This window comes from Janthinobacterium sp. P210005 (genome assembly GCF_036231865.1).
Taxonomy (GTDB): domain Bacteria; phylum Pseudomonadota; class Gammaproteobacteria; order Burkholderiales; family Burkholderiaceae_D; genus Janthinobacterium; species Janthinobacterium kumbetense.
In genome coordinates this window covers 781,324-799,780 of sequence record NZ_JAZARC010000001.1, presented here as the reverse complement: position 1 = coordinate 799,780, position 18,457 = coordinate 781,324, and the positions used below count along the sequence as shown (strand labels likewise).

The window sequence follows — 18,457 nt, the reverse complement described above, 5'->3', positions numbered from 1 at the left end:
CTATTCCTTATCACTGAGTTGGTGCAAGGCTTGCACGGCGGGAAACAGGCTACGGTAGCGGCCGTAGCGGATGCTCAAGGCTGCGCTGTGCGCGGCATCGGGCAGGAAAGTGTTTTTGATGGGCAAGCCGGTGGACAGCAGCTGGCGCTGGCCGATGGCGGCAAAGCCCAGCTTGGCCGCGCCCAGGCTGGCCGACAGTTCGCTGTTGTGCAGGGTGCGCATTTCGCGTCCCAGCACATTGGCCAGCAATTGCGCCCAGTACTGGCTGCGCGCGCCGCCGCCCACCAGCATGCAGTGGGGAACGACGGCGCCCGTCGACGTGACGGCCGCCGTGGCGTCGCGCAAGGCGAAGGCCACGCCTTCGAGCACGGCGTAACCGAGCTGCGCCGGCGTGCTGTCGTGGCCCAGTTGCAAAAAGGCGCCGCGCACTTGCGGGTCGTTATGCGGCGTGCGCTCGCCCGACAGATAGGGCAGGAACAGGGGCGCGGACGGGGCGATGGGGGCGTCGAGCGGCAAACCCGCTTCCACCAGCGCCAGCAGGGCCGCTTCGTCGGGCTGGCCCAGTACACCCGTCGCCCAGCGCAAACAGCTGGCGCCGGACAAGATCGCGCCCATCGCATACCAGCGGCCGGGCAGGGCGTGGCAAAAGCTGTGCACGCCGCCGGCCGGATTGCCCAGGGGCGCTTCGGTGACGGACACGATGGCGGCGCTGGTGCCCAGCGAGATAAAACTGTCGCCGCCATTGACGGCGCCGATGCCCACGGCCGAGACAGGGTTGTCGCCGCCGCCACCGGCCACCACCACATCCGCCGGCAAGCCCAGCTGGTCGGCGATGGACGCCAGCACGGTGCCCGTGGCGGCGTCGCCTTCGGCCAGGGCCGGCATTTGATCCAGGCGCAAACCGCAGGCGGCCAGCATGGGGGCGAACCAGGCGCGTTGGGCCTCGTCCAGCCACAGGGTGCCGGCCGCGTCCGACATGTCCGTCAGCTTGATGCCCGTCAATTGCAGGCGCAGATAATCTTTCGGCGACAGCAGGCAGGCGATGGCGGCGAAGGCGTCAGGCTCGTGCGTTTGCAGCCACAGCAGTTTCGGCGCTGTCAAGCCCGCCATGGGCAGGCTGCCCGTCACGTCCGCGTACGCGGGATAGTCGCGCGCCAGGGTCGCGGCCTCGGCTTCGGCGCGCGCATCGTTCCACAGGATGGCGGGACGGATGACGTTGTCATCAAGGTCGAGCAGCACGGCGCCGTGCATCTGGCCCGACAGGCCGATGCAGGCGATGTGCGCATAGTCCTGCGGCCAGCCGGCGCGCAGCTGAGCCAGCGCCTGGACGCAGGCGGCCCACCAGTCTTGCGGCGCCTGTTCGGACCAGCCTGCTTGCGGGCGGCTGGTGTCGATGCGCACGGACGCCTGGCCGCGCACGGCGCCCGCGCTGTCCATCAGCACGGTTTTCAGTTCGGAGGTACCGAGGTCGATACCGAGGGAAATCGCTGGATGCATGGTGTGTCTATGTGTAAAGGTCAGGGGCAGCCGCAGGAGTTGCGTACGCGCAAGGTTGGCGACAGGCGCTGCACGTGCTGGGCGCGGCCCGGATTGGCGATGCGGTCGATCAACAGGTCGACGGCCATGGCGCCCAGCTCTTCGAGCGGCTGCGCCATCACGGTCAGGCGGGGGCTGAAATAATCGGCCCAGTCGAAATCATCGAAGCCGGCCAGCGCGACGTCTTGAGGTACCGCAATGTGCGCGTCGCGCAAGGCATGCATGGTGCCGATGGTCATCAGGTTATTGCCGGCGACGATGGCCGTGGGACGCTGCGCGGCGGGCAGGGCCAGCAATTCGCGCGTGGCCGCGCCGCTGCGCTCCAGGTTGGAGTCGCCCGAGCGCAGCAGCTCGGGATCAAAGGCGATATCGGCGCGCTGCAAGGCCAGCCGGTAGCCCGCGATGCGCTCGTCCGTCGTGGACAGGCCCGGCGCACCCGCGATGAAGCCGATGCGGCGGTGGCCGTGGACCGTGATCAGGTGGCTGACCAGCTCGGCCGTGGCGTGCGTGTTTTCCACGCCCACCTGGTCGAATGGCTGGGGCGACATGCGGTCGACCAGCACGGAAGCGATCTTGTTGCTGGTCAAATAGTTAAGGGCGCGGTTGTGCGGATCGCCGGACGGCGCCAGCACGATGCCGTCGACGCGGCGCTGGTGCAAGTTCTGCACCACTTTCAACTCCTGTTCGGGGTCGTCATGCGTATCGGAAAACAGCATCATCAAGCCGTGGCGCGTGCAAGCCGCCTCGATGGCGCGCACGGTTTCGCTGAAATAATGATTGGTGAAGGCGGAAATGGCCACGCCGATGGTGCCCGACGAGGAGCCGGCCAGTGCGCGCGCCAGCATGTTCGGCACATAGCCGATCTGCTGCATGGCCGCGTTGACGGCGGCGACGGTTTTCGGGCTGACCTTGCGGGTGCCGTTGACTACGTGAGAGACGGTCGACAGCGATACGTCCGCCGCCCGCGCTACATCTTCCATGGTGGCCATGGTGTCTCCTGAGGTTTTTTTTATTATTGTGTACTGCGATTGGGTACGGCTGTGTCGCCGCGATTGAAGCTATCGTAAACAAAAGAAAGCGCTTGCGCAAGCGCTTTCTTTTTTTGCGTGAACGATATTTTGCCAAGGCAAGCAAGCCGCGCGGGAGGGAATGGATGAGGGAAACGGGGCGGAGCCGGACGGTGCCGGCCCCGCTGCAATTACTGAATCACCAGCTCGTGCAATTCGCCGGGAGAGTCCGGGAACAGTTTCACGACGGTGGACGTGCGCGTGCCGTAGCCCGGCGTTTCGATGCAGACGGCGGACAGCACGCGCTCGAGGTCGAGCGGCACGCCCGTGTCCGGCAAGCGGAAGTCGGGCGCGCGCGTGGTGTCGGCGAGCATGTCGAAGTACGCTTCGTCGGGCGCGCCCTGGCACAGCAGACTGGCGAACTGGGCCTTGGTTTTCAGCACCTTCGGCCACGGCGCGTCGAGCAGGGCGTTCGACAGGCCGTAGATGCCCGGTTCCAAGGGCTGGCCATTGCGCGCATCGCCGTCGCCCCGGTTGGAAAACCAGATCAGGGTATCCGCGTCGCCCAGCACCAGGTTGAAACCGTTGTAGGCTGTGCAGCCGGGGCGGATCTGCGCGATGTAATCCTGTGGCGACATGTCGCCGGCCAGATAGTCTGCCACCAGGGCGCCGCGCGAGGGGGCGTCCGGGTTGCGGTCTTGCGGGCTGCGGATATTCGTGATGGCGGCAAAGCGCGAGCTGCCGCTGCCGGCCTGGGTGATGCCCATCCAGCTGCCGCCCGCCTGCAGGTCGCGGCCCGCATACACTTGCGGGTGCTCGGGCCAGGCGCCGGCGGGGGCGCTGGCGCGTTCATAGAATTCGTCGCGGTTAGCTGCGGCAATCAGCGGGATGTGCGGATTGACTTTCCAGGCAAAAACGATCAGGCACATGGGGGCAAATCCATGAACACTTCCGTATGCCGCGCGCCAGCCGTCAGGGACAGCAAGCCCGCTTCCTCGGCCACGCTGGCCAGCAGTTCCGTAAAGCCTTCGCCGACGACGGGGTAGATTTCCATCCACGTCTGCAAGCCGTCCTTGGCTTCCGGACGGCGCTTCAGTTGCGGCGCCACGCCCGAAGCGGCCGCCAGCTTGCCTTGCAGGGCGCGGACCCGCGCTTCCAGCGCCTGGGCGTGCTCTTCTTTTACCTGATAGTAAACGTACAGATCTTTCATGGCATTCTCACAAGTCGAGTGCGTCGAGCACGTAAGGCATGGACAGGAACTGCACGGCGGCGCCCTGGGCCGAGCCGTAGCGTACGGCGCCGGCGGCGCTTGAACCTTCTTCGATCGCCCCCAGCTTCATTTCGACGAGGGCGTCGATGCCGCCGTCGCCGTTGGGCGCCGCGTTGACGACCATGCCGCAAGGCTGCTCGGGGTCGCTGACGGCAAACAGTTCGCCACCGGCGGCGACGCTTGCGTCAGCGATGCTGACGAGGGTGGTGCGGCGCTTGAGCTTGCCCAGATACTGGCTGCGCGCGACGATTTCCTGGCCCGGGTAGCAGCCTTTCTTGAAATTGACGCCGCCCAACAGCTCGAAATTGACCATTTGCGGCACGAATTGCTCTTGCGTGGCGGCCGTGATCTGCGGGATGCCCGCGTGGATGTCCGACAATTGCCAGGCGTCATTGCCGCCCTTGGCCAGCTGTGCCGTCAATGGCGTCCACGCGTCGCGCGCCGTGGCGGCCGACGTCAGCCATTCATAGCGGGGGCTGCCGAAAGCGTCGGCCACGCGCAGCAGGGTGCCGGACGCGTGTTCGACCTTGCTGAACGGCGTGGCGGGCAGGATGGGGAACCAGGCGGACAGGGCCGCGTTGGCGTGCTTGCCGCCCAGGCCCAGGACGACCTGGTTCGCTTCGTCGCCGGAGGCATCGTGCAGCTTGGCCTTGGTGCGCAGCACGAACATCTGCAGCCGCTTCTGGATGGCTGGCTGTATGGCGCGCGGCAATTGCAGATAAATGGTGGTGGCGTTGCGCCACATCAGGAAACTGGCCAGCATCCGGCCTTTCGGCGTGCAGTAGCCGGCCAGGCGCACTTGCTCCGGGCTCAGGTGTTCCACGTCGTTGGTCAGCTGGCCGTGCAGGAAACTGGCTGCCTCGTCGCCGTTCAAGCCGATCAAGCCCTGGTCCGTGATGGCCGCGACAAAACCTTCTTGCAGTTGGGACACTGTCAGGGACTGGCCGAAGTCGGCGATCGGGGGGGCGGCGATGGGGGCGGTGCTGTCAGGCGCGCCATCGGTGGCAACGGGGCGGGCGCCTTGTGCGGTTAAAAATTGATTCCAGTTATTCATAATTTCCATTAGATCAGCGATTAAGCATTATCATTACGGGTTCATTATAGTGATGTCGGGCAGATTGCGTCGGCAGCGGCAAGATTGCCAGTGTTGGCGCCGCTTTGCGCGCACTTGCTTCACAAATGAACGATCATAACAAGCGGACGTTGGCCATCAGCGCCCGCATCACAAGAATCGGAACAATGGCTTTCTTTAAAAAACTTGTAGTCAGCTCGGTCATCGCCGCCATCGGCGTCGGTGGTACTTTTGTGTACTGGGCGCAGCAGCCCATCACCACGGACGGCGAAGCGATTCCGTTTACGATCAGTCCGGGCAGCGGCGCGCATGCGGCCGGCCAGCAGATCGCGGACGCGGGCGTGCCCATCGTGCCCATCCTGTTCAACATGCTGGCGCGCATCGAAGGCAAGACCTCGAAGATCAAGGCCGGTTCCTACGAGTTGAAACCGGGCACCACGCCGCAGCGTTTGATCACGCAACTGGCGCGCGGCGAGTTCGCGCAAGAGTCGCTGACCATCATCGAAGGCTGGACTTTCAAGCAGATGCGTATGGCCATGGCCAGCCATGCCGGTCTCAAGCACGATACTGTGGGCCTGTCCGACAAGGAACTGATGGCGAAGATCAGCCCGGAATATGTGTTGCCGGAAGGCTTGTTCTTCCCGGATACGTATCTGTTCGCCAAGGGCGCCAGCGAAATGCAGATTTTCAGGCAGGCGCACGCGGCCATGATCGGCCGCCTGTCCGAAGCGTGGGACAAGCGCGATCCGGCCTTGCCGTATAAAAACCCGTACGAGGCGCTGATCATGGCCTCCATCGTGGAAAAGGAAACGGGACAAAAGTCCGAACGCGCCATGATCGCCGGCGTGTTCGTCAATCGCCTGAAGACAGGCATGCTGCTGCAGACGGACCCGACCGTGATCTATGGCATGGGCGACAACTACCAGGGCAAGATCCGCAAACGCGACCTGGAAGCGGACACCCCGTACAATACCTATACGCGCGGCGGCTTGCCGCCCACGCCGATCGCCCTGGCTGGCGCGCAATCGCTGACTGCGGCGCTGGCGCCGGCCCGCACGCAGGCGCTGTATTTCGTCGCGCGCGGCGACGGCACCAGCCAGTTCTCGGCCAACTTGCCCGACCATAACCGCGCCGTGAATCAATACCAGCGTTAATTATTTCAAACTAGAAGCTTCATGACACCACACTATCAACCCCGCTTCATCACCTTCGAAGGCATCGATGGCGCGGGCAAGTCGACGCATATCGGCTTTGTCACCGACTACCTGCAGCAGCGGGGCGTGACCCTCGTCTCGTCGCGCGAACCGGGCGGTACCAGCCTGGGCGAAAAGCTGCGAGAACTGCTGCTGCATGAAAAGATGCACCTGGAAACGGAAGCCTTGCTGATGTTCGCCAGCCGCCGCGAACACATCGCGCAAGTCATCGCGCCCGCGCTGGAGCGCGGCGAATGGGTCATTTCCGACCGCTTCAGCGATGCCAGCTTCGCCTACCAGGGCGGCGGGCGCGGCATGGATTTGCGCAAGATGGAGCAACTGGAAGCGTGGGTGCACCCGCATCTGCAGCCGGACCTGACGTTCCTGTTCGACGTGCCGCTGGCCGTGGCCCGTGCCCGCCTGGACGCCACGCGTGCGCTCGACAAGTTCGAGCAGGAGCAGGCCGACTTCTTCGCCGCCACGCGCAACGAATATCTGCGCCGCGCGGCCCAGTTCCCGCAGCGTTTCCGCATCATCGATTCCACGCAAAGCATTGCCGATATTCAAGTACAACTGGCACAGCTGCTTGACGTTTTACTTGAGAAAAGCATCGCAACGTGTTGATTTGTAAAGAATAAAATGACGACTTCTCTCTATCCGTGGCAACAGGACGCCTGGCAGCAATTGCAAGCCTTGCGCCCGCGCATGCCGCACGCCATCCTGTTCCATGGCGCCCAGGGCATCGGCAAGGCCGACTTCATCGAGCATTTCGCGCAAGCATTGCTGTGCGAAGACGTGCGCGCCGACGGCCATGCCTGCGGCGCCTGCGCCTCGTGCGGCTGGTTTAGCCAGGGCAACCATCCCGATTACCGCCGGGTCCGTCCGGAAGCGCTGGAAGACGACGTGGCGGACGATGGCGAAGAGGGCGAAGGCGCGAAGAAAAGCGCCAAGACCAAGACGCCGTCGAAAGACATCAAGATCGAGCAGATCCGCAACCTGGCCGACTTCATGAACATTTCCACGCACCGCCAAGGCTTGCGCGTGGTGGTGCTGTACCCGGCCGAGGCGCTGAACACGCCCGCCTCGAATGCCTTGCTGAAGACGCTGGAAGAGCCGCCGCCGGGCACCCTGTTCCTGTTGGCATCGAACAGCCTGGACCGCCTGCTGCCGACGATATTGTCGCGCTGCAGGAAATTTGCCTTGCCGATGCCCAGCCACGAGCAAGCCTTGACGTGGCTCAAGCAACAAGGCTTGAACGATGCGGACAGTTGGCTGCGCGAGCAGGGCGGCGCGCCGCTGGCCGCGCTGGCCCAGTCCGAATCGGGTGGCCGCGAAGAGACGGAACAATTGTTGCAAGTCTTGGCCAATCCTGGCGTGGAAGCGGCCCTGAAAGCGGCCGATAAATTGCAGAAAGCGCCGCTGGCGCCGCTGGTCGCTTCCTTGCAGCGCTGGCTGTACGACGTGTTTTCAGTCAAGCTGTCCGGCACCATTCGCTACTACCCGCGCCACCGGCGCGAACTGGAAGCGTTGGCGGGACGCATCAACGTGAGCCGTTTGATGGCCGCCATCAAGGCCGCCAACGAACGCCGGGCGATTGCCGAGCATCCGCTGTCGCCCAAGTTGTTCCTGGAAGATATGCTGCTCGACTACGCATCCAGTTGCCAATAAAATCAAACACTTGCGCTGCCAAGTTAATCCGGATTGCGCGCTTTTTTGCCGGTTTGGAATGACTTAGCCGCAGGTGCGCGTGCAACTGCGGTACTGCACTTCGCACGCTTGCTGGCGCTCGGCGCGCCGCGCGCGGAAGGCTTCGGCCTCCGTCGGGCGCAACTGCTGCGACTGGGCGCCGGCTTCTTTGCCAGCGGCAACGTAGGGATTGCTGCTCGGCTTCATCAGCAGCATGGGGCTGGTATCGTTTTCCGTGGCGCCTTGCGCTTGTGCGCGGCAATCCTGGCGCGCCGAGGCGCAGACGGGCTGGCACAGTCCGGCATCGGGGATGGCCTTCGGCGTATCGCGCTTGTCTTGCGCATGCGCTGTCAGGGCCAGGCTGGCCAACAGTATCAAAGGGCCGGCAACTTTCAGCATGAACACTCTCCACGGTTCCGCGCACAACCCCATGGTTGCGCATCGGCAAGCTACTATACATCTTGATAATATTTTTGCCTAGCCATGCCAGTCAAGGCCGGCCACTTCACCGGCCAGGTCCGTTTGCCATGCCAAGAACGCGGTGTTACAGTCAGTCATTCTTGCAAACCACGCGGCAGCGCCGCACCGGAGGCGTCAAATGAAGCGAGTCACTGGCATCGGCGGCATCTTTTTCCACGCGCAAGACCCGGCCGCGCTGCGCGCCTGGTACCAGCGCCACCTGGGCCTGGACGTGCAGCCGTGGGGCGGCGCCGCCTTCACCTGGACGGATGCCGACGGCAAACCCAGTGCCGGCACCACCATCTGGTCTGTCGCGGCCAAGGACAGCGAGCAATTCGCGCCCGGCAAGGCCTCCTTCATGATCAACTACCGCGTCGACGACCTCGACGCGCTGCTGCAAGCCCTGCGCGACGAGGGCTGCAACGTGCTGGAAAAGGCGCCCGATTCCGAATATGGCCAGTTCGGCTGGGTCATCGATCCCGAAGGCAACAAGGTGGAGCTGTGGCAGCCGCCGCAGGGGCAGTAGGCGAACCACGCGGGAGCAGTCGGCGGCAGTAGGAATTTGCACCTTCCCCCTGCCAGTTTTCCCGTGCTCCGGTACAATCCCGCCTTATGTATATCGATTCCCATTGCCATATCAATTTCCCCGAGCTGGCTGCTCGCATGCCCGAGATCCTGGCCAAGATGGCCGAGAACAAGGTGACGCACGCGCTGTGCGTGTCCGTCGACTTGCCGGACTTTCCACAGGTGCTGGCCCTGGCCGAGCAGTATCCGCATATCTTTGCTTCCGTCGGCGTGCATCCCGATTACGAGGACACGCCTGAACCGTCCGTGGAAGACCTGGTCCGCTTGGCCGACCATCCGAAGATCATCGCCATCGGCGAGACGGGCCTCGACTATTTCCGTTTGACGGGCGACCTGGAGTGGCAGCGCGAGCGTTTTCGCACTCACATCAAAGCTTCAAGAGTCACGCGCAAGCCCTTGATTATTCACACAAGGGCGGCCAGTGAAGACACCATACGCATCATGCGCGAAGAGGGCGCCGGCGTGTCCGACGGCGGCGTGGCCGGCGTCATGCATTGCTTTACGGAATCCCTGGAAGTGGCGCGCGCCGCCATCGACATGGGCTTCTATATTTCCTTTTCCGGCATCGTCACGTTCAAGAGTGCGAAAGACTTGCAGGCCGTGGCCCTGGAAGTGCCGCTCGAGCGCATCCTGATCGAGACGGATTCGCCGTATCTGGCGCCCGTGCCGTTCCGCGGCCGCATGAACGAACCCGGCTATGTGGCCCACGTGGCGGAATACCTGTCGACCTTGAAAGGCATCCCCCTGGACCAGGTGGCACGTCAGACGACGGATAATTTCTTCAAGTTATTCAATCAGTTGCCATAACTTCTTAAGGTCAGACATGATGAAAAAACTCGCGTTGGCGATGCTGCTGTGCTGCGCGGCGGCCAGCCACGCGGCGCCGGAACCGGATGCTTTCTTCCGCGCCGTCTCCGTCAACAATGTCAGCGGCGTGCGCAGCATGCTGCTTGACGGCATGAATCCGAACCAGCCTGACGCGCAGCGGGGCGACGTTCCCCTCGTGCTGGCCCTGCGCGACGATGCGGACCGGGTGTTCCAGGTGCTGCTCGACGCGCCCGGCATCGACATCGAAGCCCGTTCGGCCAACGGCAACACGGCCCTGATGATGGCCGCCTACAAGCACAAGCAGGACGCCGTGAACGCCTTGCTGGCCAAGGGCGCGAAGGTCAACCAGAGCGGCTGGACGGCGCTGCACTATGCGGCCTCGGCTGGCGACTTGCCCATCATGAAGATATTGCTCGACCGCGACGCCATGGTCGATGCGCGCGCCCCCGCAAATATCACGCCGCTGATGTTTGCCGCCCGCGAAGGGCAGGAGGGCGCCGTCAAGCTGCTGCTGTCCTGGGGCGCGGACGCCAGCCTGAAAAGCGATCATGGCTGGACGGCCGTGCAGTTCGCCCAGGCGGGCGACAAGCCCGGCGTGGTCGCCATCATCGAAGCGGCACAGAAGGCGCGCGCAGCCCGCAAGTAATGTTTTAATTTCAATACTTTCCATGCCAGCGCTGAAACTGGCATGGAATTGCCTCTTACCTCAGCCCTTTGTTCTCCCTGCCGATTAACGATAATGATTGTGTCGCATTAATCAGGAGATACCTCGCATGGGTCATCACATCACCGTCAGGCGCCGGCTGTATTGTCGCCGCCCCTCGCGCAGCCCGTGCGATATCACTGCTTTCTGGAATGACAAAACCGATCGGCCATCGGAGCCAGACTCCAAGAGGACAGACATGCTGAATGAACGAGAAATCGAGAGTTGTTACCTGGGGCAATTTATCCCCGTCCATTACCACCACAATATGTTGATGGACCAGAACCGCATGCACGGGTTCAAGTCGGCGATCGATTACGCGGTAAAACCCGGCATGAAGGTGCTGGAACTGGGCGGCGGCACGGGCGTGCTGTCGTGGTTTGCGGCCGCGCGCGCCGACAAGGTGTGGTGCGTGGAATTCAATCCGGACATGGTCAAGGAAGCGCGCAAGATGCTGGCGCTCAACCCCAACGGTGAAAAAGTCGAAGTCGTCCACGCGGACGCCTTCGAATACCTGCCGCCGGAGCCCGTCGATGTGGTCATTTGCGAAATGATCCATGTCGGCATGCTGCGCGAAAAACAGGTGGAAGTGATCGAATCGTTCAAGCGCCGCTACCTGGCCCGTTTCGGCGGCCCGCTGCCCATCTTCCTGCCCGAGGCCGTCATCATGGCCGTGCAGCCGATGCAGCAGGAATACGACTTCGAAGGGTTTTATGCGCCCATCGTGCAATTCCAGGAAACCACGGCCATCCATCCTGGCGTGCAGGAACTGGCGCCGCCTTCCGTCTACAGCATCATCGACTTCAGCCAGCCGACGGACAGCGTGTTCGGCTTCGACGGCAAGTTTGTCGTCGAGCGCAGCGGCACCCTGAACGCCTTGCGTTTCGTCACCAAGAACATCCTGGCCGTCGTGCCCGAGCGTTCGACCACCATCGACTGGCTGAACCACTACATGTGCTTGCCGCTGGCCACGCCGGTCGCCGTGAAGGCGGGCGACGTGCTACAAGTGACTTTCCAGTACCGCGCGGGCGGTTCGATTCCCTCGCTGGAAGCGTCGATTCGCGCGCAGGTGATCTATGACGTCAACTTGCAGCCGGTGACGCAGAGTGCCGTGTATGCGTAAGCATCATTAATGTAAAGGCAACGCCGCAGCGATTTCATCCTGCGGCGTTTGTCCATTCAGGGTATATTTCGTCTTTTACCCACTGGACAGCTTTACTATCATGGAACAGATCGATCAGCGTTACCTCGTGCAACAGAACAAAATCAGCGATGGCGAGACCAGGCCGCCCGTGTTTGCCAAGGTAATGCGCAGCAAGGAAGGCGTGTTTGAAGGCGTGTCCTTCATCAAGTCGAAGGACAAGGCCACCGTCATGACCATCGAAGATGCCAACCAGGCCATCAAATGGGCCACCAGCAAGAAGCCGAATGCGCATGAATACGTCACGAAAGTGATTTGCGTCGGTCAATAAGCCCCGTTCATTCCCGTTTTCGTACCGTTCATCCCCGCAGCACGCAGTTCATCGCATGGCCGTTGCCGCCGTGGCGGCGCTTTACTATAGTGCTGTCACGGTAGCGGGGCAAGCACGGCTTGCTCCGCACATTTCATTCTAGGGGGAACGCAATGCTGGGATTCGTGCTGTGGCTGCTGCTCTTGCTGGTGTGCTGGCCCCTGGCCTTGCTGGCCCTCGTGCTGTATCCGCTGGCCTGGCTGCTGTTGCTGCCATTCCGCTTGATCGGCATCGGCGTGGAAGGCGTGTTCGAATTGCTGCGCGCCATCGTCATGCTGCCGGCCCGCGTGCTGGGCGGCGGGCGGCGCTAAACTGGTTTTCCCATAAAAAATGGCGCCCTCGGCGCCATTTGTCATTGAGGTGCCGCTTACAGGTCAACCATGAAGCCGGCACCGATCGATTTCTGCGAATAGTTGTAGTCGATCAAGCTCTGGCCATAGCCGGAGAACAGTTGCAGATAGCCTTTCAGGTTGGCCTTCAAAGGGAACGCCCAGCTTGCCTGCATGGAGCCATGCTTCTTGCTGAAATTGCGGCGCGCCGTCACGGCGTACTCGTGCCCCTTGTTGCGGTAGCTCACGCGCAAGTCGCCATGCCCCAGGTAATCGGTGATGTCGATATTGTCATTGTCGACCGCGCTATTGTCGAGGCGGTGCCAGACGCGCGCCGCGACGGCCAGGTTATCCTTCTCCATGCCCAGCTCGGCATACACGCGGTTCCAGCTGCGCGACAGGGTCGACGTCTGGCCGTTGGACTGGTGCACGAGGCCGAAGTTCAGGTAATTGAATTCGATGCCCGCGAAATTCTTGTTGATCGGCATGACCAGCATCAGTTCCGGCTGGTAATTGGTCTCGCGGAAGGGGCTCGACGCCTTGCGGTTATATGCCTGCCAGAAACTTTGCTGCGTGTAGCCGAACCACATGTCGATGGGCGTGCCGGCGATGTCTTCCAGCAGCTTCATCTTGAAGCTCAGCTGGAACGTCAATTCCACGTGCTGGCTCTTGATGCCGGCCGGCGTGAAATCCTGGAACGGTTCGTCATTGGACGCGTCGCTGTAATTGGCCAGCAACAGATAGGTGTCGCGGTGCGGGCGGAAGTTGAACAGTCCCCGCTTCGAGGCGTCGTTCAGTTCCCATGATTGCTGGGTGCGCGAAATCGGTGCTTCCGGCGGCGCCGCGCCAGCCTGCGCGATGGCGGGAATGGCAGCGTTGACGGCGTCCGGCGTGGCCACGCCAGGCGGACTGACAAACGTGAGGGGGGCGACTTCGGCGGCTGCCGCCAGGGTGACCGCCGCCGTGGCGGGATCGCCGCCGGCGGCGATGGTGGCCTTTTCCGCCGCTTTGGCCAGGGTGTCGAAGCAACCGAGGCGGGCGCTGGCGTCACCGAGCACGGCGCAACGCTGCATTTGCTGTTCCAGTTCGCCGGCCATGGCCAGCGCCGGCGACGCCAGCAGGGAAGAGAGAATTATTTTTCTTAGTCGGATAGTCATAGGCTGAGTGGGGCATGTCGTTCGGTGCGCACCTGGGCTGCATGCCGGCGGCGTCGCCTTACACGATAAATTACCGTGCGTCTTGATCCTGATTAATCTTTATTAGATTAATACTTATGAAAGTATAGCGGATTACCTTGTTTACCCCGTGCGGCTACCGTGCGCGTGGCCGACAGTGTTGTGCGCTTGGTAAACGGTTTGCCGCCGTGCCGCCCAAATCGATGTCTGCTACACTGGAAAACCGGTGCTGACACTGGCGCGCCGGGCTAGCCATGGAGATTGTGATGACCCGCAAAACACCTATCGAGCGCTACCGCAACATCGGCATCAGCGCCCATATCGACGCCGGCAAGACCACCACCACCGAGCGCATCCTGTTTTATACGGGGGTGAATCACAAGATCGGCGAAGTGCACAACGGCGCCGCCACCATGGACTGGATGGAGCAGGAGCAGGAACGGGGCATCACCATCACCTCGGCCGCCACCACGGCCTTCTGGAAAGGCATGGCCGGCAACTTCCCCGAACACCGGATCAACATCATCGATACGCCGGGCCACGTGGATTTCACGATCGAGGTCGAACGCTCGATGCGCGTGCTCGACGGCGCCGTGATGGTCTACGACGCCGTCGGCGGCGTGCAGCCGCAATCGGAAACTGTCTGGCGGCAAGCCAACAAATACCATGTGCCGCGCATCGCCTTCATCAACAAGATGGACCGGGTGGGGGCGGATTTCTTGCGCGTGCGCAAGCAGATCGCCGAGCGCCTGAAGGGCGTGGCCGTGCCCATCCAGCTACCCATCGGCGCGGAAGACCATTTCACGGGCGTCATCGATCTGCTGAAAATGCGCGCCATCACCTGGGACGACGCCAGCCAGGGCGTGCAGTTCAGCTATGGCGAGATTCCCGCCGAGCTGCTGGCGCAGGCGCAGGAGTGGCACGAGCACCTGGTCGAGCAGGCGGCCGAAGCCACGCTGGAGATGACGGAACGCTACCTGAACGGCGATACGTTCACGGAAGCGGAGCTGAAGCAGGCCTTGCGCGCGCGCACCATCCGCAATGAAATCGTGCCCATGCTGTGCGGCAGCGCCTTCAAGAACAAGGGCGTGCAGGCGATGCTCGACGCCGTCATCGAATACCTGCCGTCGCCGATGGAAGTGCCGCCCATCATGGGCCACGACGAGCACGACCACGAGGTGGAGCGCCACCCGACGGACGACGAGCATTTTTCGGCCCTGGCCTTCAAGATCATGACGGACCCGTTCGTGGGGCAGCTGACCTTCTTCCGCGTGTATTCGGGCGTGGTGAATTCGGGCGACATGGTCTACAACCCCACCAAGAGCGCGCGTGAGCGTCTGGGGCGCATCCTGCAGATGCATGCGAACGAGCGCAAGGAAATCAAGGAAGTGTATGCGGGCGACATCGCCGCCGCCGTGGGCCTGAAAGCCGTGACCACGGGCGACACCCTGTGCGCCATCGACCACATCATCGTGCTGGAAAAGATGATCTTTCCGGAACCCGTGATTTCCCAGGCGGTCGAACCCAAGACCAAGCCTGACCAGGAAAAGATGGGCATCGCCCTGAACCGCCTGGCGCAGGAAGACCCGTCGTTCCGGGTGCATACGGACGAGGAATCGGGCCAGACCATCATGTCGGGCATGGGCGAGTTGCACCTGGAAATTCTGGTCGACCGCATGCGGCGCGAATTCGGCGTGGAAGCCAATGTCGGCAAGCCGCAAGTGGCGTACCGGGAAACCATCACGCGCGCGGTGGACGATATCGAGGGCAAGTTCGTCAAGCAATCGGGCGGACGGGGCCAGTACGGCCACGTGGTGCTCAAGCTGGAACCCTTGCCGCCAGGTACCGGTTATCAATTCGTCGATGCCATCAAGGGCGGCGTGGTGCCGCGCGAATTCATCCCGGCCGTCGACAAGGGCATCGTCGAAACCTTGAAGTCGGGCGTGCTGGCCGGCTATCCGGTCGTCGACGTCAAGGCGACGCTGACCTTCGGTTCCTACCACGACGTCGATTCGAACGAAAACGCGTTTCGCATGGCCGGCTCCATCGCCTTCAAGGATGGCATGCGCAAGGCCCATCCTGTGCTGCTGGAACCGATGATGCAGGTGGAGGCGGAAACACCGGAAGAGTTCATGGGCAACGTGATGGGCGACCTGACGGCGCGGCGCGGCATGGTGCAGGGCGTCGACGACATTCCCGGCGGCGCGGGCCGCATCGTCAAGGCCCTGGTGCCGCTGGCCGAAATGTTCGGTTACTCGACAACCTTGCGTTCGCTGACCCAGGGCCGCGCCACCTACACGATGGAATTCAAGCACTATGCGGCCGTGCCCAAGCATATACTGGACCAGGTGGCGGCGGCGGGGAAGGCGAAGTAACGTCAAGCAAACCCAAAGGCCAAATGCTGGGGTCGTACCCTGCAGGGTACGACCCCGGATGTTGCTTGGGGTTAGGGTTTGTCTTAACGTAGCAAATTCTGCGCAATGATCGCATCGGCCATCTTCTCCGCCTCATCCACCGGCTGTTCCAGCGCCTTGGTCGTGTAGACCGTGCTGGCCACCATCGGCTGGTCCAGGGTGGCTCCTTCGCCATGGCTGGTATCGACCGTCACCGTGGTCGACAGACCGATGCGCAGCGGGTGGGCGGCCAGTTCCTTCGGATCGAGCGTGATGCGCACGGGCACGCGCTGCACCACCTTGATCCAGTTGCCCGTGGCGTTTTGCGCCGGCAGCAGGGAAAACGCGCTGCCCGTGCCGGCCGACATGCCCAGCACCTTGCCGTGGTAGACCACCTTGCTGCCATACAAGTCCGTTTCGATGGTGGCCGCCTGACCCACGCGGATATTGCGCAATTCGGACTCCTTGAAGTTCGCATCGACCCATAATTGATCCAGCGGCACGATGGACATCAAGGGCGTGCCCGGCGTCACGTACGTGCCCAGCTGCACGCTGCGCTTGGCCACATAGCCCGAAACGGGCGCGACCACGGCGTTGCGGCGCACGGCCAGCCACGCCTGCAGCACGTCGCCCCTGGCCGACAAGACGGCCGGATGGCTGGCCAGGCTGACGCCGGCCACGCCCGATTTGGCCGACTCGGCCTGGCGCTGCGCCACCGTCAAGGCCGCTTTCGCATCGTCGACGGCCTGTCTCGCATGGGCCAAGTCTTCGCCCGAGATCGTCTGGTCCGCCGCCAGCGGCGCGCGGCGCGCCAGGTTGCCCTGCGCCGTGGCCAGGGCCAGGCGGCGCTGTTCGATGACGGCGTCGTACTGCGCCACGTTCGCATAGCGTTCGCGCTCCTGGCGCACGACGTTGCCCAATCGTGCCTCGGCCTGGCTCAGGGCCAGCTCCGCATCGATGGCATTGAGGGTGATCAGGGGGGCGCCCGCTTTCACCATTTGCGTCTCGTCGGCGCGGATGGCGTCGACATTGCCCGTCACTTGCGCGGACAGGGTGACCAGGTTGCCGCCCACGTAGGCATTGTCCGTGACTTCTTCCCTGGACAGTACCAGTTGATAGTAGGCGGCCCAGGCTGCGCCAGCCACGAGGAAGGCGGCCGTGATGGCGATGAGGACGGTCTTGCGCTTGCCCGGGTTGTCGGTGGGCGCGGAAGTGGAGGTGGTATCGCTGCTCATGATGTGTTCCGTAATCGTTGGTTATTGTTTGGTGGTGACGGTGTCGGCGCCGGCGGCGAAATCGCTGCTGCCACGGTAGCCGCCGCCCAGGGCCACGGTCAGGTTGATTTCCGCGTCCTGGCGCTGGTTTTGCAGCTGCATGCCCAGGTCCACCTGGCCGCGCACGGTCATTTCCGCATTCAGTTGCGTGGCGCGGTCGGCCAGACCTTGCTTGAGTCGCGCATTCGCATTGCGCAACTGCGCTTCGCTGGCGCGCAGGTTCTCCTGCTGCAGGCGCAGCTGGTTTTCCACGCCCTGCACCCGGGCGCCCGCCTGCGCCACGTCGCGCACGACATTGAAGACGTTCTGGTTGTAGTCGGCGATCAATTCATTGCGTTCGCTGCGCGCGCCAGCCAGCTGCGCCTGCAGGCGGCCGCTGTCGAACAGGGGCAGCGACAGGGCCGGCCCAATGAACAGGGTGCGGCTGCCCGACTGCAGCAGCTTGCCCAGTTTTATCGCGTCGAGGCCGAACGAGGCACCCAGGTTGATATCGGGGTAGAACGAGGCTTGTGCCGCCTCGATCGTGCTCATGGCTGCCTGGACTCGCCAGCGGGCCGCCTGCAAGTCGGGCCGGCGCGCCAGCAATTCCATGCCCAGCTTGCCGGGCAGGGTATGCGGCAGCGCCTGCGCCTGCCTCGGCTGCAGGCTGGCCAGGGCCGAGGCATCCGCACCCAACAGGGCGCGCAAGGCTTCCCGTTCCGTGACGACTTGCGTTTCCAGCAAGGCGATCTGCTGTTGCAGCAAGCTCAAGCGCGTTTGCGCGGACAGGTGGTCGTCGCTGACGCCCAGGCCGTTGGCGATGCGCTTTTCCTTGTCGACCACTAACTGTTGTTGCAGCTTGACGAGCGCATGCAGGTTATCCATGCGTGCCCAGCCATTCTGCATGCTGAAGTAGTGGCGGGCGATCTCGGCAGCCAGCATCTGTTCCGCTATCGCGTATTCGGCGCGGCGCGCGTTGACTTCGCCCAGGCTGGCTGCGATCTGCGCCTTGTGCTTGCCCCACCAGTCGAGGTCGTAATGGGCTTGCACGCCCACGGTGGTTTCATTGTAGTAATTGCCGCCGATGGGGGCGGGCATCAAGCCATTGCCCGAATAGCGCTGGCGGCTGGCATTCGCGCCCAGATCGATCCTGGGACCGCGCTGCGCATGCTGGGCATCGAACGCGGACAGGGCCGAGCCGATGCGGGCATTCGCCACGTCCAGGTTCGGGCTGCTGGACAGGGCGCTTTCAATCAGCTGGTCCAGCTGGGCGTCCTGGAACTGGCGCCACCACAGCGCGGCGGGCCAGCCTTCGCTGGCCAGGTGGATGTCGGCCGCCAGTTGCATCGTGGCCAGGTCTTGCTGCGGCAACTGTTGCGTGTCGGGCGGGATGCTGGCGCAGCCGGCCAGGGCCAAACTTAGCGCCAGGACGCTCAGGGAGAGTTTCATAGGTGTAT

At 63.1% G+C, this 18,457-nt stretch carries 19 protein-coding genes; 10 read left to right on the top strand and 9 right to left on the bottom strand.

What is annotated here, in order from left to right:
- From xylB to ygfZ, 5 genes are all read right to left on the bottom strand, one after another.
- Positions 1 to 1,485 carry a xylulokinase gene (gene xylB, locus VPH40_RS03430; protein ID WP_328573331.1) on the bottom strand — a complete coding sequence of 495 codons (1,485 nt, stop codon included), beginning with the start codon at positions 1,483 to 1,485 and terminating at the stop codon, positions 1 to 3.
- Between the two features lie 32 nt (positions 1,486 to 1,517).
- Positions 1,518 to 2,525 (bottom strand): LacI family DNA-binding transcriptional regulator, encoded by a 1,008-nt coding sequence (locus tag VPH40_RS03425; protein ID WP_328572666.1) that lies wholly within the window; start codon positions 2,523 to 2,525, stop codon positions 1,518 to 1,520.
- A gap of 209 nt (positions 2,526 to 2,734) precedes the next feature.
- The gene (locus VPH40_RS03420) at positions 2,735 to 3,472 is read right to left on the bottom strand and encodes an NRDE family protein (RefSeq protein ID WP_070253757.1); all 738 of its coding nucleotides are present in this window, start codon (positions 3,470 to 3,472) and stop codon (positions 2,735 to 2,737) included.
- On the bottom strand, positions 3,463 to 3,753 hold the full coding sequence (locus VPH40_RS03415; protein WP_289897836.1) for a DUF4936 family protein: 291 nt from the start codon (positions 3,751 to 3,753) through the stop codon (positions 3,463 to 3,465). The genes VPH40_RS03420 and VPH40_RS03415 overlap by 10 nt, the downstream gene beginning before the upstream one ends.
- Before the next feature lie 7 nt (positions 3,754 to 3,760).
- Positions 3,761 to 4,876, bottom strand: a complete 1,116-nt coding sequence (gene ygfZ / locus VPH40_RS03410; RefSeq protein WP_328572665.1) for a CAF17-like 4Fe-4S cluster assembly/insertion protein YgfZ — start codon at positions 4,874 to 4,876, stop codon at positions 3,761 to 3,763.
- A 176-nt stretch (positions 4,877 to 5,052) separates the two neighbouring features.
- Here ygfZ and mltG point away from each other — a divergent pair, with 176 nt between their 5' ends.
- Genes mltG through VPH40_RS03395 form a run of 3 tightly spaced genes read left to right on the top strand, consistent with a single transcriptional unit; the run spans position 5,053 to position 7,746 of the window.
- Positions 5,053 to 6,039, top strand: a complete 987-nt coding sequence (gene mltG, locus VPH40_RS03405; protein WP_289914717.1) for an endolytic transglycosylase MltG — start codon at positions 5,053 to 5,055, stop codon at positions 6,037 to 6,039.
- A 21-nt stretch (positions 6,040 to 6,060) separates the two neighbouring features.
- The gene (gene tmk / locus VPH40_RS03400; RefSeq protein ID WP_251348633.1) at positions 6,061 to 6,702 is read left to right on the top strand and encodes a dTMP kinase; all 642 of its coding nucleotides are present in this window, start codon (positions 6,061 to 6,063) and stop codon (positions 6,700 to 6,702) included.
- 15 nt (positions 6,703 to 6,717) lie between these two features.
- Positions 6,718 to 7,746 carry a DNA polymerase III subunit delta' gene (locus VPH40_RS03395; RefSeq protein ID WP_289897840.1) on the top strand — a complete coding sequence of 343 codons (1,029 nt, stop codon included), beginning with the start codon at positions 6,718 to 6,720 and terminating at the stop codon, positions 7,744 to 7,746.
- A gap of 63 nt (positions 7,747 to 7,809) precedes the next feature.
- On the opposite strand, the gene VPH40_RS03390 is transcribed toward VPH40_RS03395, so the two are convergent.
- Positions 7,810 to 8,163, bottom strand: coding sequence for a hypothetical protein (locus VPH40_RS03390; RefSeq protein ID WP_328572664.1), 354 nt, complete (start codon positions 8,161 to 8,163; stop codon positions 7,810 to 7,812).
- A 199-nt stretch (positions 8,164 to 8,362) separates the two neighbouring features.
- Here VPH40_RS03390 and VPH40_RS03385 point away from each other — a divergent pair, with 199 nt between their 5' ends.
- From VPH40_RS03385 to VPH40_RS03360, 6 genes are all read left to right on the top strand, one after another.
- Positions 8,363 to 8,749: a VOC family protein gene (locus tag VPH40_RS03385; RefSeq protein WP_251348635.1), complete on the top strand. Its 387-nt coding sequence runs from the start codon at positions 8,363 to 8,365 to the stop codon at positions 8,747 to 8,749.
- An 86-nt stretch (positions 8,750 to 8,835) separates the two neighbouring features.
- Positions 8,836 to 9,615, top strand: coding sequence for a TatD family hydrolase (locus VPH40_RS03380; protein WP_328572663.1), 780 nt, complete (start codon positions 8,836 to 8,838; stop codon positions 9,613 to 9,615).
- Positions 9,616 to 9,631: 16 nt separating this feature from the next.
- Positions 9,632 to 10,282 carry an ankyrin repeat domain-containing protein gene (locus tag VPH40_RS03375; RefSeq protein WP_289897843.1) on the top strand — a complete coding sequence of 217 codons (651 nt, stop codon included), beginning with the start codon at positions 9,632 to 9,634 and terminating at the stop codon, positions 10,280 to 10,282.
- Positions 10,283 to 10,538: 256 nt separating this feature from the next.
- Positions 10,539 to 11,462, top strand: coding sequence for a methyltransferase domain-containing protein (locus VPH40_RS03370; protein ID WP_099667907.1), 924 nt, complete (start codon positions 10,539 to 10,541; stop codon positions 11,460 to 11,462).
- 100 nt (positions 11,463 to 11,562) lie between these two features.
- A complete protein-coding gene (locus VPH40_RS03365; RefSeq protein ID WP_092708370.1) occupies positions 11,563 to 11,811 on the top strand; it encodes a hypothetical protein in 249 nt (82 codons plus the stop codon).
- Between the two features lie 152 nt (positions 11,812 to 11,963).
- Positions 11,964 to 12,161 carry a hypothetical protein gene (locus VPH40_RS03360; protein ID WP_034784591.1) on the top strand — a complete coding sequence of 66 codons (198 nt, stop codon included), beginning with the start codon at positions 11,964 to 11,966 and terminating at the stop codon, positions 12,159 to 12,161.
- Positions 12,162 to 12,217: 56 nt separating this feature from the next.
- Here the strand turns inward: VPH40_RS03360 and VPH40_RS03355 are convergent, their stop codons facing one another.
- A complete protein-coding gene (locus VPH40_RS03355) occupies positions 12,218 to 13,336 on the bottom strand; it encodes a phospholipase A (protein ID WP_251348638.1) in 1,119 nt (372 codons plus the stop codon).
- A 284-nt stretch (positions 13,337 to 13,620) separates the two neighbouring features.
- Here VPH40_RS03355 and fusA point away from each other — a divergent pair, with 284 nt between their 5' ends.
- The gene (fusA, locus tag VPH40_RS03350) at positions 13,621 to 15,729 is read left to right on the top strand and encodes an elongation factor G (RefSeq protein WP_328572662.1); all 2,109 of its coding nucleotides are present in this window, start codon (positions 13,621 to 13,623) and stop codon (positions 15,727 to 15,729) included.
- An 83-nt stretch (positions 15,730 to 15,812) separates the two neighbouring features.
- Here fusA and VPH40_RS03345 read toward each other — a convergent pair whose 3' ends face one another.
- Positions 15,813 to 16,982, bottom strand: a complete 1,170-nt coding sequence (locus tag VPH40_RS03345; RefSeq protein ID WP_328572661.1) for an HlyD family secretion protein — start codon at positions 16,980 to 16,982, stop codon at positions 15,813 to 15,815.
- Between the two features lie 21 nt (positions 16,983 to 17,003).
- Positions 17,004 to 18,449 carry an efflux transporter outer membrane subunit gene (locus tag VPH40_RS03340; protein WP_328572660.1) on the bottom strand — a complete coding sequence of 482 codons (1,446 nt, stop codon included), beginning with the start codon at positions 18,447 to 18,449 and terminating at the stop codon, positions 17,004 to 17,006.
- Between the last annotated feature and the right edge of the window lie 8 nt (positions 18,450 to 18,457).